Genomic DNA, 16,564 nt, shown 5'->3' with positions numbered 1-16,564 from the left:
CCACCTACCTTTCTACTTTAATTAATATCATTATATTAAATTTACTTGCAAAAGTATATAAGTTTAAAAATTTAAAAATAAAATTATTTTGTTTTTTATTTTTAAATGCTATAATAACTATGTATGCGAAACAAGAAAGGAATATTATGAAAGAATATGATGTTGTTGTAGTAGGCAGCGGCGCTAGCGGATCTTTTATGGCCTACGAATTTACTAAATTAAATTCAGAAAAAAAAGTTTGTGTAATAGATGCAGGAAGAAAAGTAAAAGCTAGAAAATGTCCTATATCAGAGGGAAAAGTTAATTCTTGTATAGGATGCAATCCTTGCAATATAATGTATGGATTTGGAGGAGCAGGAACTTTATCAGATGGAAAATATAATATAACAACCAATTTTGGTGGAGATTTACATAATTATATTGGAGAAGATAAGGCTCTTAAATTAATGGAATATGTAGATTCTGTTCTTATGGATTTTGATAAGGGAGATGCTACACTTTATTCAACAGAAAATACAGGATTAAAAAGTGAATGTCTAAAAAATGATTTGCATTTATTAACAGCAAAAGTTCGTCATTTTGGTACAGAAAGAAACAGAGAAATTTTACAAAAAATATACGATTATGTAAAAGATACTGTAGATTTTGAATTTATGACAAAAGTTATAAGTGTAGATTTTGAAGATGGATATTATTTTGTAAAAACTGACAAGAATGAAATAATAAAATGTAAATATTTAGTTCTTGCTGCAGGAAGATCTGGTTCAAAATGGATTTCAGATACTTGCCAAGAATTTGATGTAGAAATGAAAAAAAATAGGGTTGATATTGGAGTTCGTGTAGAAGTTCCAGCAGAAGTTTTTAAACACATCACAGATAAAGTTTATGAAGCAAAAATTGTTTATCAAACAAAACAATATAACGATCTTGTAAGAACATTTTGTATGAATCCTTATGGAGAAGTTGTAACAGAAAATACAAATGGAATTATGACTGTGAACGGTCACTCTTATGCAAACCCAGAACTTAGAACAGAAAATACAAATTTTGCTCTTTTGGTTACAAATAAATTTACAGAACCATTTAAAGATTCAAATGAATATGGCGAATCAATAGCAAGAGTTTCAAATATGCTAGGTGGCGGAGTATTGATGCAAAGATTTGGAGATCTTGTAAAGGGAAGAAGATCATCAGAAAGAAGAATGAAAAAATCTTTCCTAAGACCAACCTTAAATGCAACAGCTGGAGATTTGTCATTAGTTATGCCAAAAAGACAATTAGATGACATAATAGAAATGATTTATGCTCTTGATAAAATTGCTCCGGGAATGGCAAACGACGATACACTTTTATATGGAATAGAAGTTAAATTTTATAATTCAGTTGTAGAAGTTAATGAAGAATTTGAAACAAGCCAAAAAAATCTATTTTGTCTAGGCGATGGATCAGGAGTAACACATTCCCTATCACAAGCTTCAGCATCAGGAGTTGAAATGGCAAGAATTTTAAATGAAAGAGCTTAATAATTTTAAATTTTGATTTAAAAAATTTTGATTTTTAAAATTAAATTTTCAAATAAAAATATTTGACAAAAAATATAAATTCTTGTATCATAACAAAAGAGAGTTAAAGAAGTACCCACAACTCACCTGCCGACAATTTGTTTTCAGGTTACAATCTCTTGTTAGAATAATTTTCTAATTATATTTTGTATTTTATATGGGTACTTTGAGTGCCCATTTTTTTATTTGAATATTTTGGAGGTAACATTATAAAAGATTTAAAAATTAATGACGAAATTAGAGACAATAAGCTTAGACTTATAGACGAAGACGGATCACAAATTGGAGTTGTATCAAAAGATGAAGCTTTGGATATGGCTTATGATAAACAATTGGATCTAGTATTAATGTCACCAAATGCTAAGCCACCAGTTGCAAGAATTATGGATTATGGGAAGTTTAAATACGACCAAGAAAAAAAAGCTAAAGAAAATAAGAAAAAACAAAAAACAACTCAAACAAAAGAAACAAGATTTAGCTTAAATATCGAAGATCATGACCTAGCAACCAAGGCTAATCAAACAAAGAAATTTCTTAACAACGGAGACAAGGTAAAAGTCTCATTAAGATTTAAAGGTAGAGAATTGGGTCATAAAAACTTAGGCTATGATGTATTAGATAAATTTATGGAATTTGTTGGAGATTGTGCACAAGTTGATAAGAAACCAGCAATGGAAGGAAGATCACTTGTACTATTCATTTCACCAAAGACAGAAGAAAAATAGGAGGCAAATATGGCTAAGAACAAAATCAAAACAAAAAGAGCAGCTGCAAAAAGATTTAAAGTTACAGGCAGTGGAAAAATAAAAAGACACAAAGCTTATAAGGGACACCTTACAGCTAAAAAAACACCAGCAAGAAAAAGAAGATTAAGAAAATCTACAATGGCATCTAAAGGCGATACAAAAAATATCAAAAGATTATTAAATATCTAATAGGAGGAAACAATGGCAAGAGTAAAAAGAGCATTAAACGCTAAAAAAAGACATAAAAAAGTTCTTAAACAAGCTAAAGGTTACTACGGTTCAAAATCATTACTTTTCAAAACTGCAAATCAAGCAGTAATGAAATCTTTACAATATGCATTCATTGGAAGAAAAAGAAGAAAAAGAGATTTTAGAAAATTATGGATTGCAAGAATAAATGCAGCAGCAAGAGCAAATGGAACAAGCTATTCTAAATTAATGGGAAATCTTAAAAAAGCAAATATAGATATTAATAGAAAAATGCTTGCAGAAATTGCTGTATCAAATCCAGAAGAATTTACAAAATTAGTAGAATTAGCTAACCAAGCAGCTTAATGATAATAAAATCAGAATCTAACGAAAAATATAAGTATTTAAATAAATTAAAAAAGAAGAAATACAGGAAAAAGTTTAATTCTTTCGTAGTCGAATCAATAAAAATTGTAGAACAAATTCCAAAAGACTTTGAATGTGAATTTGTTTTTGTAAATGAAGATATGAAAGATTATGAAACTAATTTTAAAAAGATAGTTTTTTCAAATAAATTATTTGATAAGCTATCTTTACTTGAAAATCCTGAAGGTGTTTCAGCTTGTTTGAAAATAAAAAATCAAAAAGAAATTTCTTCTGATAAAATTTTACTTTTAGACCATATACAAGATCCAGGAAATCTTGGCACGATTATAAGAAGTGCCGAGGCATTTTCTTTTAAGGATATAATTTTATTAAATTCTTGTGTAGATATATACAATGAAAAAACAATTAGAGCAAGTATGGGTTCTCTATTTAGGTTAAATTTTATCGAATTTGAAATAAATGATTTAAAAAAATTGTTAGATAAAAATTACAAACTGGTTTTGGCAGATATGAATGGAAAATCAGTAGATTATTACAAATCTTGTGATAAAATAATATTAGCAATAGGAAACGAGGCTAATGGAATTAGTAAATCTTTAAAAGATTTATCAAATGATTTTGTATCCATAAAAATGGATGGAAAAATCGAATCATTAAATGCGGCAATTGCTGCATCAATATTGATGAATAATTTTAGCCAAAGCGGATAAAAGCTATACTATCCAAGCAAAGCAAGTGGTAGATGATGAGAGGCCACCTTGTAACGGTATAGTAATTCCCCGCCTAGCTTTGATACGAATTAAGTAGTTGAGACGGTAATGCGTTATAATTATTGAGTGGATTATTACAATCAAATTAGGTGGTACCGCAGATAAGTCTGTCCTTTTACAGGGCAGTTTTTTTGTACCAAAAATTAAAGGAGAAAAAATGAAAGAAAAATTAGAGGCCTTGGTTGAAGAAGCGACTGAGGCAATTGAAAAAAGTGAAGACTTAAAAGCTCTTGACGATTTAAGAGTCAAATATCTTGGTAAAAAAGGTGAAATAACTTCATTAAAGAAAAATATTTCAAAATTGCCAAATGAAGAAAAGCCAATGGCAGGAAAACTTATAAACCAAACTTCAAACGAAGTTGAAAATAAACTTGAAGAGAGAAAAGAAGAAATTAAAAAAATTCTTTTAGATAAAAAAATTAAAGAAGAAAAAATTGATGTAACTGCAAATTTCGACCTTTATTCTAGTGGACATTTTTCAGTTATAAATCAAACAATGGCAGAGCTTGAAGAAATTTTTCAAAATATGGGCTTTGACGTTGTTGAAGGACCAGAAATTGATACGGTAAAAAATGTTTTTGATGATTTAAATTCTCCAAAAAATCACCCATCAAGATCACTTTCTGACACTTTTTATATAAATGAAAATACACTTCTTCGTCCTCACACATCAAGTATGCAAATTCGTGTTATGAATGAGGGAAAACTTCCAATAAAAATGGTTTCAGCTGGAAGAGTTTTTAGAAATGATGAAGTAGATGCAACTCACTCTCCAATGTTTCATCAATTGGAATGCTTAGTTGTTGATGAGAATGTATCACTTGCAAATTTAAAAGCAACTCTTGAAACTTTTATAAAAGAAATGTTTGGTGACCAAATGAAAATGCGTTATCGTCCTCATCATTTTCCATTTACAGAACCATCTCTTGAAGTTGACGTAACTTGTCCAATTTGTGGTGGCAAGGGATGTCCTGCTTGTTCAAATACTGGTTGGTCAATGGAACTTTTGGGTGGCGGAATGGTTCATCCAAATGTATTAGAAAATTGTGGAATTGATAGTGAAAAATATACTGGTTTTGCCTTTGGTCTTGGTGTTGATAGAATTGCCATGGTTAAGTACGGACTAGATGATATTAGATTACTATTTGATAATGACAAAAGATTTATTGAGCAATTCTAGGAGGGATTATGTTAGTACCTTTAATTTGGCAAAATGATTATATAAAATTAGACGAAGATTTAAAAACAATTACAGACAGATTATCAGAAACAGGATCACACGTAGAAAGTGTAAATTCTATTTCTGATAAACTTGATGGCCTTGTTGTAGGAAAAGTTTTAAAACAAGAAAAGCATCCAAATGCCGACAAATTATTTGTTCTTAAAATTGATGTTGGAGAAGAAATTACTATAGTAACTTCTGCAAAAAATACAAAAGAAGGCGACTATCTTATAGTAATTAAATCAGGAACAGAAATTAACGGACAAAAAATTGATGACCATGAATTTTTTGGAATTGTAAGCGAGGGCATGCTTACATCATACAAAGAAATTGGCTATGATGATTCTGTTATTGAAAAAAAATCAAAGGATGGAGTTATAGTTTTATCTGGAAAATTTGAACCAGGAACTCCTGCTGTTGAAGTTTTATTTTCAAATACTCCAGTAATTGAATATGAAATCACTCCAAATAGACCTGATTGTCTTTCAATTATTGGAATGGCAAGAGAATCTGCTGCATCTTTTGATAAAAAAATTACTTATCCATCATTAGAATACCCAACAGTTTCTGATAAAAAAGAAGATTACTTTAATGGGATTGAAATCAAATCAAAAAATTGTAAAAGATTTACAGGAAGAATTATTAAAAATGTAAAAGTTGGCGAATCTCCTCAATGGCTTAAAAATTGTTTGATGCTTGCTGGAATGAGACCTGTAAATAATGTTGTAGATATTACAAATTTTGTAATGCTTGAAACAGGTCAACCTCTTCATGCTTACGATCTTGAAACTTTACATGATAGAAAAATAATTGTAAGAGATGCTAATGAGGGAGAAATAATTAAAACCCTTGACGGAGAAGAAAGAAAATTAAATGAAGAAGTTTTGGTAATTTCTGATGGAAAAGAAGCAATTGGTCTTGCTGGAATTATGGGATCAATGGATAGTGAAATTACAGAAAATACAAAAACTATTCTTCTTGAATCAGCAAATTTCGATTCTGATAATATTAGAAAATCTTCTAAATTTTTAAATTTAAGAAGTGAGGCGTCATCAAGATTTGAAAAAGAAATTTCTGTAGAAAATGCAGACTTTGCATCAAAAAGAGTGATGAAACTTATAACTGATCTTGGAATTGGAGAAGTTTTAGAAGATCGTTTTGATGAGGGAATAAAAGAAAGTCCAGAAAATAAAGTAAAACTTAGAATCTCTAGATTAAATTCTTTAATTGGAAAAGATTTTTCAAAAGATGAGGCTGTTTCTTATTTAAAATCTTTGGAATTTGATATTGAAGATATTGATGATGACACAATTGAAGCAAATATTCCAAATTTCAGAATGGATATTTCAATTGAGGCAGATTTAATCGAAGAAGTTGCAAGACTTTATGGAATGGGAAAAGTTGAGTCAAAACCACTTTATTCATCTTTGCAAAGAGGAGAAAAAACTCCAATGAGATTATTGAAAGATGAATTGAAAAATAATTTATTTGGACAAAAATTCTCAGAAATTACAACCTATTCATTTATTTCTCCAAGAGATTATGATAAATTGTTGGTTGATGAAAATTCAAAATTAAGAGATTATATAAAAATTATAAATCCTTTGGGAGAAGATTATTCTGTAATGAGAACAACCCTTCTTTCAAATATGCTTGATACTTTTTATAAAAATATTTCCAAAAAACAAAATGATTTGAGATTTTATGAAATTGGAACTGCTTTTATTAAAGATGGAGTTGACCTTCCAGAAGAAAAACAATATTTGACCATGGGTCTTTATGGAGATTATTCTTTCTATGATTTGAAAGATTTCTTTATTAAAGCTATGGGTAAAACTGGTTTTTATGGATTCAGATTTGAAACTGAAGAAAATATAAGAACTTTCCACCCAGGAAGATGTGCAAATATTTATCTTGATGGAGAAAAAATTGGTATTATGGGACAAATTTCCTATGAAGTTATGGAAGAATTTAAAATCAAAAATCCAGCCTTGGCACTTGAAATTGATCTTTCTATGATAAAAGATAAAAAAATCGACCAAGTAAAATACAAGGCCCTTTCAAAATTCCCATCAATTTTACGTGATTATTCATTTACTTGTGATAGGAATGTAGAAAGTCAAATGATTGAAGATATAATTATTTCAAGAGCGAATGGTTTGGTAAGAAATATTGAAATTTTTGATATTTATACTGGAAGTCAAATTGATGAGGGACAAAAATCAATTTCTTACAAAGTTTCCTACGGTAAAAATGATGCTACATTAAAAGATGAAGAAGTAGAAAAAATTGAAAAAGAATTTTTAGAAGATTTAAGTAAGGGAAATATAAACTTGCGTAGTTAGGAGTTAAAGTGGCAGATAATAAAATTGTTGTTAATATTGCTGGCATGGACTACACTTTGATAAGTGATCAAGATGAAAATCAAATTGAACAAATAGCAGCTTATGTCGACAAAAAAATAAGAGAAATCGATAATGACAAGCTAACTCGTGAAAACCAATTGGTTTTGGCATCTTTAAATATTGCTGATGAAATGTATAAACTTTTGATTAAGCATAAAAATTTAAGAAAAGAAGCCGAAGAGCCAATCGAAAATTATCCAAAAATAAAAGAAGCCTATGAAGATTTGGAAGAAGAAAATCAACTTATAAAAGATGATTTTGAAAAATCCAAAAAAGATTTTATGGAATCTATGAAAAAAATCGATGAATTAAATTCTACAATCAATAGGTTAAATGATGAAATTGACAAAAAAAATAAAATAAATAAATCCAAAGATGAAAATCTTCAAAAATTAAGAGAAAATCTTATGTCTTTGCAAGAAGAAAATTTAGATTTACAAAAAGAAAATGAAGATTTGAAAAGAGATTTATAATGAAAGATGTTGAAATATTAGCTCCTGTTGGGAAAATGTCCATGCTTTATGCTGGACTTTCTGCAGGGGCTTGCAGTTTTTATTTGGCACTTGACGATTTTGGAGCAAGAGCCTACGCCAAAAATTTCTCGCTTAAAAATATTGAAGAAGTAATTGATTATGTTCATTTATTTGATAAGAAAGTTTTTATAACTATAAACACTCTTATTAAAGATGAAGAAATTGATAAGGCGATTTTTTATATTGAAAAACTTTTTGAATACGGAGCTGATGCGATTTTGATCCAAGATATTGGTCTATATTCTTTGGTTAAAGATATAAATGAAAATGCAAAGCACAAATTAGAATTTCATGCCTCGACGCAGATGGCGATAAAAGATTATGAGGGAGCAATTACTGCAAAAAAATTAGGTTTTGATAGGGTGGTTGTTGCAAGAGAAACTGAAATTGATGAGATAGAAAAAATTTGCAAAATAGATATTGATACAGAAGTTTTTGTTCATGGATCTCTTTGCGTTTCTTTTTCTGGAGAATGTTTGATGTCATCATATCTTGGAAAAAGATCTGCAAACAGGGGTAGGTGTGCAGGAATTTGTAGAAAAAAATATCAGCTTATAAATGATGGGAAAGTTTTGGGAGAAGATTACTATCTTTCAATGAAAGATTTATCAACCATAGATTTTACTGATGATTTAATAAAAGCTGGAGTCGATTCATTAAAAATTGAAGGACGAATGAAAACTGATGAATATGTCTACAATACTGTAAAAAATTATAGGCAAAAATTAGAGAAAAACTCTTATGATAAGGACCAATTAAGAGATATTTCAAATAGGTCCTACACAAACGGTTTTATATTTGGACAAAAATCATCCTATCTTGCCCTTGAAAATGAAAATAAACACAGAAAAATTGGCGAAGTTTATGAAAAAAATGGTAAGAGATTTTTTAAATCAAATTCAAATTTGATAAAAGAATCAATTCTTCAAGTTACAACTGAAAAAAATAGAAAACTTCCTTTGACCTTGACAGAGGATTTGAAAAAAAATCAAGAATTAGAATTAAAAGATTTCCCAGATGCAAAATTGAATTCAAATATTTATCTTCTTTCTTCAAAAATTTTAAAAGAAAATCTAGACCAAGGTCTAAATTATTACAAAAATTTGCCTTTAGACATAAAATTTGAAGTAAAGATTGGACAAAAGCCAAAAATTACCCTCAAATATAAAGATACAAAAATTTCTTATGAAGGAGAAAATTTGGTTGAAGAAGGAAAAAATATTTCTTTAACGAAAAAAGATATTTCAGAAAATCTTACAAAACTTGGAAATACAATTTATAAGGCTAATGAAGTTGAAATAAATATAGCACCAAATATATTTTTGAGAAAAAAAGATATAAATTCAATGAGAAGAAAAGCAATAGAAATTTTAAATGAAAAAAGACTTTCAATTTACAAAAATAAACCAGTTAAAATTGAAAAAAGAAAATTAAAAGATAAGAAAAATTATAAAAGAGAAAAAAATATAGAACTTTTGTCAAATGACATAGATATTTCTTTATTAAAAGATTTTGACAATATTTATTTGAGAAAATACGACAAAAAGTTTGGTGGGCTAAATATTTTCTATATTATGGATGCTGATAAAAAATATGACCTTGATTTTATTTCTTTTTTAAAAGAGAAAAATTTTAAGGGAGTAGTTTTTAATAATTATAAAGACTTTGTCCTAAAAGATGAACTTTTAAAAAATGGTTTTGAAATTAGGATCGGTAGATACTTAAATGTTTTTAATTCCTATGCTTTTGATTTTTACAGTAATTTTTCTTCAATGATTTCATCTTCAGTTGAAAATTCTTTTGAAAATATAAACAAAAATTCAAGAATTTATCCTACAGAAATTTTGGCATACGGTCCAATTGAGCTTATGAATATGCGCCATTGTCCGTTTTCTGCCATAAAAAAATGTGGGCTTGTTGGCTGTGAATCTTGTAAATTTTCAGATTCAAAAATAAAAGATGAAGACGGAAATCTTTTTGATATAAAAAGAAGGGATGGACTTTCTAGAATTTATTCCAATGAAAGTGCCAACATTGACCTTAAAAAAATTGAAAAATCAGTATCTTTATTGTATCTTGTAAGAGATGATGAAGATTTAAAAAATATAAGAAAAAATAAGATTAACAATCTTGGATATGACAGGGGTGTTATTTAATGCAGGAAAAAACCTTAGAAGTTTTGGAGTTTGGAAAAATTCTTGAAAAACTCCAAACTTATGCAAGAAGTGAACTTGTTAAAAAAGAAATTTCAAAAATAAAACCTAAAAATAATATAAAAGAAATAAAAGATGAACTTGAAAAAACCAAGGCCATGGAAGAGGTTCTTGTAGAAAATGGAAATATAGATATTTTTGGCCTTTACGATTTAAAAGAAATTATTGGCTATGTAAGAAAAAAAGGAATACTAGAACCCTTTGAGCTTTTAAAAGTTTTAGACCTACTTAGGGTTAGCAATTATTTGAAAGAATATGGGGAAAATATTGAAAATCCTTACATAAAAGACTTGTTTGATAGGATTTCAGTAAATGATTTTATAAAAGATGAAATCGAAAGGTCAATTATTTCAGAAGATGAAATAGCAGATAATGCCTCAGCAAATTTAAGGTCTATTAGAAAAAAAATAGGCAAAAAAGAAGCTGAAATTAAAAATAAATTGTCCTTTTATATTTCATCTCCAAAATTTGACGAATCTCTCCAAGATAAGGTTGTTTCAATTAGGGACGGAAGATATGTTCTTCCAGTAAAAACAAATAAAAAAGCAGTTTTAAATGGAATAATCCACGACAGATCCCAATCAGGAAATACACTTTTTATTGAACCAAATGCCATTGTAGAATTAAACAATGACCTTTCAAATTTGCAAATTGAAGAAAGTGATGAGATTAGAAGAATCTTAGATAGGCTTTCAAGATTTGTAGAAGGCTTTGACCAAGAAATTTTAGAAAACCAAAAATTAATTCAAAGAATAGATTTCTTACAAGCAAAGGTAAAATATTTTTTGGCACACGAATACACCATGCCAAAACTTACCGACAAAAAAATAATTAATTTAAAAAATGCCCGTCATCCACTTTTAAAAGGAAATGTTGTTCCGATAGATGTAAAAATTGGAGATGGATACAAGACATTAATAATTACAGGACCAAATACAGGAGGAAAAACTGTATCTCTTAAAACTGTTGGTCTTGTTTCTTTAATGGCTCAAGCAGGATTTTATATTCCTTGTGATGATAGTTTGGTAAATGTTTTTGATGATATATTTTTAGATATTGGTGATACCCAATCAATAGAGATGAGTCTTTCAACTTTTTCAGCGTCTTTAACAAATATTGTAAAAATAACAGAAAATGTCAGCGAAAATTCATTGGTTTTACTAGATGAGGTCGGAAGTGGAACAGATCCAACAGAAGGCGCTGCCCTTGCAATTTCTATTTTGGAATTTTTGAAAAATAAAAATGTAATGACCTTTGCAACAACCCATTATTCAGAATTAAAATACTATGCCTTAGAAAAAAAAGGGGTAATGAATGCAAGTGTTGAATTTGACCTTGAAACTCTATCGCCAACTTTCAAATTAATTATAGGAACACCTGGAAAATCAAATGCTTTTGAAATTTCGAAAAGACTAGGTTTAAATAAAGAAATATTAGCAAACGCCCAATCAATTCTTTCTGAAGATAATAAAAATTTCAACACTATCCTTGAAGAGCTTGACCAAAATAAAAAAGAAATGGAAATAAAAAATCAAGAGATAGAAGACTATAAGAAAAAAATTAAAATAGCGAGAAATGATCTTTTGGCTCTTTCAGAAAAAATAAAAAAAGAAGAAAAAGAAATAATTGAAAAGGCAGAAGATAAGGCAAATAAAATTTTGGAAGATGCAAATATGGCAAGTCAAGAAATGCTAAAAATCGCCAAAAAATCAAAAAATGCCAATATTTCTGATATAGATAGGTCCTTAAATGATATTAGAAATAAATATAAATCTTCAAAGATTGACAAGGAAAATGAAATAATAAAAGAAAAAAGAAGTAAAAATGCACCAGATACCTTAAAGGTTGGAGATACAGTTATAATTGCAGGCTTAAATGAAAAGGCTCAAGTAATTGAAAATCCCGACGAAAAGGGTAATATAAAAGTACAAATGGGTATTTTGAAAATGGATTCTAATATTAAAAATGTTACAAAAGTTAAGTCAGAAAATAAGACTAAAGAAAATACTAACAGAATTTATAAAGCGAAAAAAGCCATGCACATTTCACCAACTCTTGATTTGAGGGGGCAAAGATATGATGAAGCTTTGAGAAATTTTGATAAATACCTAGATGATGCTATGCTCTCAGGCCTTGACCAAGCAAAAATCATCCATGGCAAGGGGACTGGTGCTTTGAGAAATGGCATAAACGATTATTTAAAAAATAATAAAATGATCGACTCCTATAGACCTGGAAATGAAAAAGAAGGTGGATATGGAGTTACAATTGTAAAATTCAAATAATATTGGAGGAAATATGAAAGATTTTAAAGAATTAATAGCTAAAAAGCTAGAAGAAAAAGACCTAGGCTTGGATTATGAGAAAATTTATGATTTAATTGAAATTCCACCTCAAGAAAATATGGGAGATTTTGCTTTCCCTTGTTTTACATTGGCAAAAACTATGAGAAAAAATCCTAAACTTATAGCAGAAGAAGTTGCAAGTAGTTTAGAAATTGATGGCGTTGAAAAAATTGTAAATGAAAATGCTTATGTAAACTTTTATCTAGATAGACAAAAAGTAACAAACGATGTAATTAATGAAGTTATAGAAAAAGAAGATGACTATGGTAAAAGTGATATGGGTAAGGGAATCAACGAGCTTGTTGAGTTCTCATCTGTAAATATTGCTAAGCCTTTCCATATTGGTCACATTAGATCAACAGTAATTGGAGATGTTATTAGAAATATTTATGAATATCTTGGATATAATGTAACAGCTTCAAACTATATTGGAGATTATGGTACACAATTTGGTGTAATGATTGCAGCTTACAAACTTTGGGGAGATAAAGAAGCAATCGACAAAGACCCTATCAATGAACTTTTAAATTTATATGTAAGATATACAAAAGAAGAAGAAGATAACGAAGAATATCAAGAAAAAGCTAGACAAGAATTTAAAAATCTTGAAGATGGCGAAGAAGAAGCTATGAGATTATGGCAATGGTTTAAAGACTTATCTTTGAGAGAATTTGATAGAGTTTACGGAATGCTTGATATAAAATATGATAACTATCACGGAGAAAGTTACCATTCACAATGGATGCCAGCAGCCCTTGAAGAATTAAAAGAAAAAAATCTTTTAGTAGAATCTGATGGAGCTTATATTGTAGATTTGAGCGAATTTAATTTGCCACCATCAATGTTAATTAAATCAAATGGTTCATCAGCATATATTACAAGAGACGTTGCTACAGCACTTTATAGACATAGAACTTACGGACTAGATAAAAATATATATATTGTAGGAAGCCAACAAAAATTACATTTCCAACAATTAAAGAAAATTTTATACTTAATGGGACACGAAGATGTAAGCGAAGAAGTTTTACACGTACAATTTGGTATGGTTTCACTAAAAGACCAAGTTCTTTCAACAAGAAAAGGTCACGTTGTTTTCTTAGAAGATGTTTTAAATAAAACAATCGAAAAAACATATTCAATAATGAAAGATAGAGATAACCAAATTGAAAATCTAGATGAGGCAGCAAAAATTGTAGGTATTGGTGCAGTTAAATTCCAAGAATTATACAATTCAAGAATCAAAGACTATGTATTTGATTGGGATGAATTATTAAACTTCGAAGGAGAAACAGGCCCATACGTACACTACACTTATGCAAGAGCAAAATCTGTATTAAGAAAAGCTGGAAAAGAAGAATTTGAACAAATGAATTTTGAAAAATTAAATACAGATGAAGAATATAGTTTGATTAAAGCATTAGAAAGTTTCCAAGACGCAATAATACTTGCTAAAAATAGACTTGAACCATCAGTAGTTGCAAGAAAAGTAATGGAAGTTGCTCAAAAATTCAATAAATTCTACAATTCTACACAAATCTTGGTAGATGATGAAAAATTAAAAGAAGAAAGACTTGCCCTAACTAAAGCTACATCAATTGTAATTAAAAATGGTTTAGGAATATTGGGAATCAAAACAGTGGAACAAATGTAATGAGTGAAAGAATTATAGATTTTTTAGAATGTTCTAAATACGCATTTTCAGAAAGTGTAAAAAAAATAAAAAAATCCTATATTCTTTTCATATCTTTGGTAGTTAGGTCGATATTTGAAGGCATGAAGGGTTTATCAATTTTAAACTCTTCATACCTATCATCATTAATAAATTATTTTATAGAAATATTAATTTTGTGTTTTGTTGCTCAAGCCTTAAGATCAATTGTTCTTTACAATAATACAGGCAAAAAATCCATAGAAAATTCCATATCGAATTTTTTCTATTTAATAATGGCAGCAATGTTTTCAATTTATATAATTGAGCTTATATTTGATAATTTATTGAGTGGACTTGATCCTGCAATTTCTAATTTGCTTAAAATTTTATTTAAATTATTTACATCAGCTGTAATAGAGCTTGTCTATATAGATAGCGTTTATGGATTTAGTATACTTATAGACTCATTTAATTTTGTAAAAAACAATTTTTTTGTTTGGGGAATTTATGCCCTAATATTTATTTTGATAGATTCATTTTTGATAAATAAGATTGTAGTAAACACATCAGCATTTGCAAATGAATTTATATATGTAATATTGCTTGCCCTTTGGGATACAATATCTTTATTATTTAAAGGACATTTATTCAAAACATTATCAAATCATTCCTACAGACAAAGAAAATTTATGAGAGGATAAGATGGCAAAAATTGACCAATATTTTTTGAATTTTACAGATAAGCTTGGCTATATTGACCTAAAAAAAGAATCATCATACGATTTATTAAACAAAACTCCACTAGCTCTTTACACAGAAGACTTATCAGAAAATGTAATAAATGGAGAATTTGAAAATAAAATAAATCTAGATATAATTTTAGACGGCTTAATAATGAACCTTGCCATAGATAAGGATTTTAAATACAAAGATACCTATATAAAAATAATAGAAAATTATATAAAAAATATAGGAGCCTACGCCACACAAAAGGCCCTAAAAAATTTGGAAAACAAAACAGAAAAATCCTTGCTTTTATTGAGAGGAGCTTATATAATAAATCCATTTGATAAATATAATGCCTATAATTATGCAAGAATTTTGTGGCCAAAAGCCTACGAAGATACAGAATACAAGGACGAATTTATCAAAGAATCCCTTAGAATTTTGCAAGATATAATAAGCCAAGACGAAGATTTTCCACTTTCATATTATGAATTAGGAAATATATATGCAAATCTTGGAGAATATATAAAAGCAAGATCCTATTATGAAAATGCTCTACAAAGAACAAAAGACATAGAAGCCCAAAACGAAATAAGAGATAAAATCAAAATGATTTTTGACAATGCCGAAATTGAAGAAGGACTATATTATATAGGAAAAGGAAACTTCGACAAAGCAATACAAATTCTAACAAGGCTTTTATCAAAAACAAAAAGAGCAGACGCTTATTATTATTTAGGAGTGGCCTATCAAAATATAGGACAATACGAAAATTCCATCCTAGCCTTTGAAAATTCCCTAGAAAAAGGCGGAGAATTTAGAGAGCTTTATAACGATTACTCAATAAGCTTATACGCAACAGAAAAACCAATAGATGCAATAGAAATAATAAATCAAGGATTAAAAAAATACCCAGAAGATCCAAGAATGATCTACAATAGGTTGCAAATAAATTTATCACTAAATAATATCAACAAAGCCAAAGAAGATATAGAAAATTTAGAAAGCTATGACGACCTTAGCGACGAATTATCAACAAACTTACAAATAATTAAAGAACAATATAAAATAAATTAATCTCAAATTAAATTTTGAGATTTTTTTATTGCAGTTGAATAAAAATAGAAAAAAAGTATGTTTATAATGTAATAACGTTTACTTTTAAGGAGGAAATTATGAAAATAATTGAAACAAAAAATGCTCCAGGAGCAGTAGGAGCATATTCACAAGGAATAGCATCAAACGGATTTGTATATTCATCAGGACAACTACCATTAGTACCAGAAACAGGTGAATTAATTTCAGATGACGTTAAAAAAGCAACAAGACAATCATTAGAAAATGTAAAAGCTATCGTAGAAGCAGGTGGCTCATCAGTAGAAAAAATTGTAAAAGTAAATATTTTCTTAGATGACGTAAACGACTTTGCAGCAGTAAACGAAGCTTATGCAGAATTTTTTGGAGATCATAAACCAGCAAGAAGCTGCGTAGAAGTTGGAAAACTTCCAAAAAATGGATTATTAGAAATTGAAGCAATAGCAGAAATCTAATAAATTAAGAAAAAAATATTTGACAATAGAAAAAAATAATAATATACTAATATAGCTGTTAACCAACAGCTATATTTTTTTTATCACGTTTAAAAAAGCAAGAAAAAAAGTCTTGACAAGAAAAATAAACGCGATATAATAAAAAAGTCGACATCAAAAAAAGCAGTCGAGAAAAGTAAAAAAACACAAAAAAAGAAAGAAAAAAACTTGACAAGCGAAAATAAAGATGGTAGACTAAAATAGTCAGTTAAAACTGGCGAAT

The 16,564-nt window shown here is 28.5% G+C and carries 14 protein-coding genes; all 14 read left to right on the top strand.

Annotated features, from left to right (window positions below; genetic code table 11):
- The first annotated feature begins 146 nt into the window (after positions 1-146).
- Positions 147-1,523 (top strand): NAD(P)/FAD-dependent oxidoreductase, encoded by a 1,377-nt coding sequence (locus tag HGAG_RS06030; protein WP_019118313.1) that lies wholly within the window; start codon positions 147-149, stop codon positions 1,521-1,523.
- A gap of 209 nt (positions 1,524-1,732) precedes the next feature.
- On the top strand, positions 1,733-2,287 hold the full coding sequence (infC, locus tag HGAG_RS06025; RefSeq protein ID WP_019118312.1) for a translation initiation factor IF-3: 555 nt from the start codon (positions 1,733-1,735) through the stop codon (positions 2,285-2,287).
- 9 nt (positions 2,288-2,296) lie between these two features.
- Positions 2,297-2,497, top strand: a complete 201-nt coding sequence (rpmI, locus tag HGAG_RS06020; protein WP_004839184.1) for a 50S ribosomal protein L35 — start codon at positions 2,297-2,299, stop codon at positions 2,495-2,497.
- A gap of 12 nt (positions 2,498-2,509) precedes the next feature.
- Positions 2,510-2,863: a 50S ribosomal protein L20 gene (rplT, locus tag HGAG_RS06015; protein WP_004839183.1), complete on the top strand. Its 354-nt coding sequence runs from the start codon at positions 2,510-2,512 to the stop codon at positions 2,861-2,863.
- Positions 2,863-3,594, top strand: a complete 732-nt coding sequence (locus HGAG_RS06010; RefSeq protein ID WP_019118311.1) for a TrmH family RNA methyltransferase — start codon at positions 2,863-2,865, stop codon at positions 3,592-3,594. Before rplT ends, HGAG_RS06010 begins: the two co-directional genes overlap by 1 nt.
- Positions 3,595-3,811: 217 nt before the next feature.
- Positions 3,812-4,834 (top strand): phenylalanine--tRNA ligase subunit alpha, encoded by a 1,023-nt coding sequence (gene pheS / locus HGAG_RS06005; RefSeq protein WP_019118310.1) that lies wholly within the window; start codon positions 3,812-3,814, stop codon positions 4,832-4,834.
- Between the two features lie 8 nt (positions 4,835-4,842).
- Positions 4,843-7,221, top strand: a complete 2,379-nt coding sequence (pheT, locus tag HGAG_RS06000) for a phenylalanine--tRNA ligase subunit beta (RefSeq protein WP_019118309.1) — start codon at positions 4,843-4,845, stop codon at positions 7,219-7,221.
- A gap of 8 nt (positions 7,222-7,229) precedes the next feature.
- Positions 7,230-7,754, top strand: a complete 525-nt coding sequence (locus HGAG_RS05995; protein ID WP_019118308.1) for a cell division protein ZapA — start codon at positions 7,230-7,232, stop codon at positions 7,752-7,754.
- Complete coding sequence (locus HGAG_RS05990) at positions 7,754-9,970, top strand: peptidase U32 family protein (protein ID WP_019118307.1); 2,217 nt, start codon at positions 7,754-7,756, stop codon at positions 9,968-9,970. The genes HGAG_RS05995 and HGAG_RS05990 overlap by 1 nt, the downstream gene beginning before the upstream one ends.
- The gene (locus tag HGAG_RS05985; protein WP_019118306.1) at positions 9,970-12,312 is read left to right on the top strand and encodes an endonuclease MutS2; all 2,343 of its coding nucleotides are present in this window, start codon (positions 9,970-9,972) and stop codon (positions 12,310-12,312) included. Before HGAG_RS05990 ends, HGAG_RS05985 begins: the two co-directional genes overlap by 1 nt.
- A 13-nt stretch (positions 12,313-12,325) precedes the next feature.
- Positions 12,326-14,026: an arginine--tRNA ligase gene (gene argS, locus HGAG_RS05980; protein WP_019118305.1), complete on the top strand. Its 1,701-nt coding sequence runs from the start codon at positions 12,326-12,328 to the stop codon at positions 14,024-14,026.
- Entirely contained in the window at positions 14,026-14,727 is a 702-nt protein-coding gene (locus tag HGAG_RS05975) for a hypothetical protein (protein ID WP_004839175.1), read from the top strand. Before argS ends, HGAG_RS05975 begins: the two co-directional genes overlap by 1 nt.
- A 1-nt stretch (position 14,728) precedes the next feature.
- Positions 14,729-15,829, top strand: a complete 1,101-nt coding sequence (locus tag HGAG_RS05970) for a tetratricopeptide repeat protein (RefSeq protein WP_019118304.1) — start codon at positions 14,729-14,731, stop codon at positions 15,827-15,829.
- Positions 15,830-15,927: 98 nt separating this feature from the next.
- Complete coding sequence (locus tag HGAG_RS05965) at positions 15,928-16,302, top strand: RidA family protein (RefSeq protein ID WP_019118303.1); 375 nt, start codon at positions 15,928-15,930, stop codon at positions 16,300-16,302.
- Positions 16,303-16,564: the final 262 nt, after the last annotated feature.

The sequence above is a fragment of the Anaerococcus obesiensis ph10 genome, from assembly GCF_000311745.1.
In the GTDB taxonomy this organism is placed as follows: Bacteria; Bacillota; Clostridia; order Tissierellales; family Peptoniphilaceae; genus Anaerococcus; species Anaerococcus vaginalis.
Note: the sequence above shows the minus strand (reverse complement) of the source record. Positions and strands in the feature narration are given on the sequence as shown.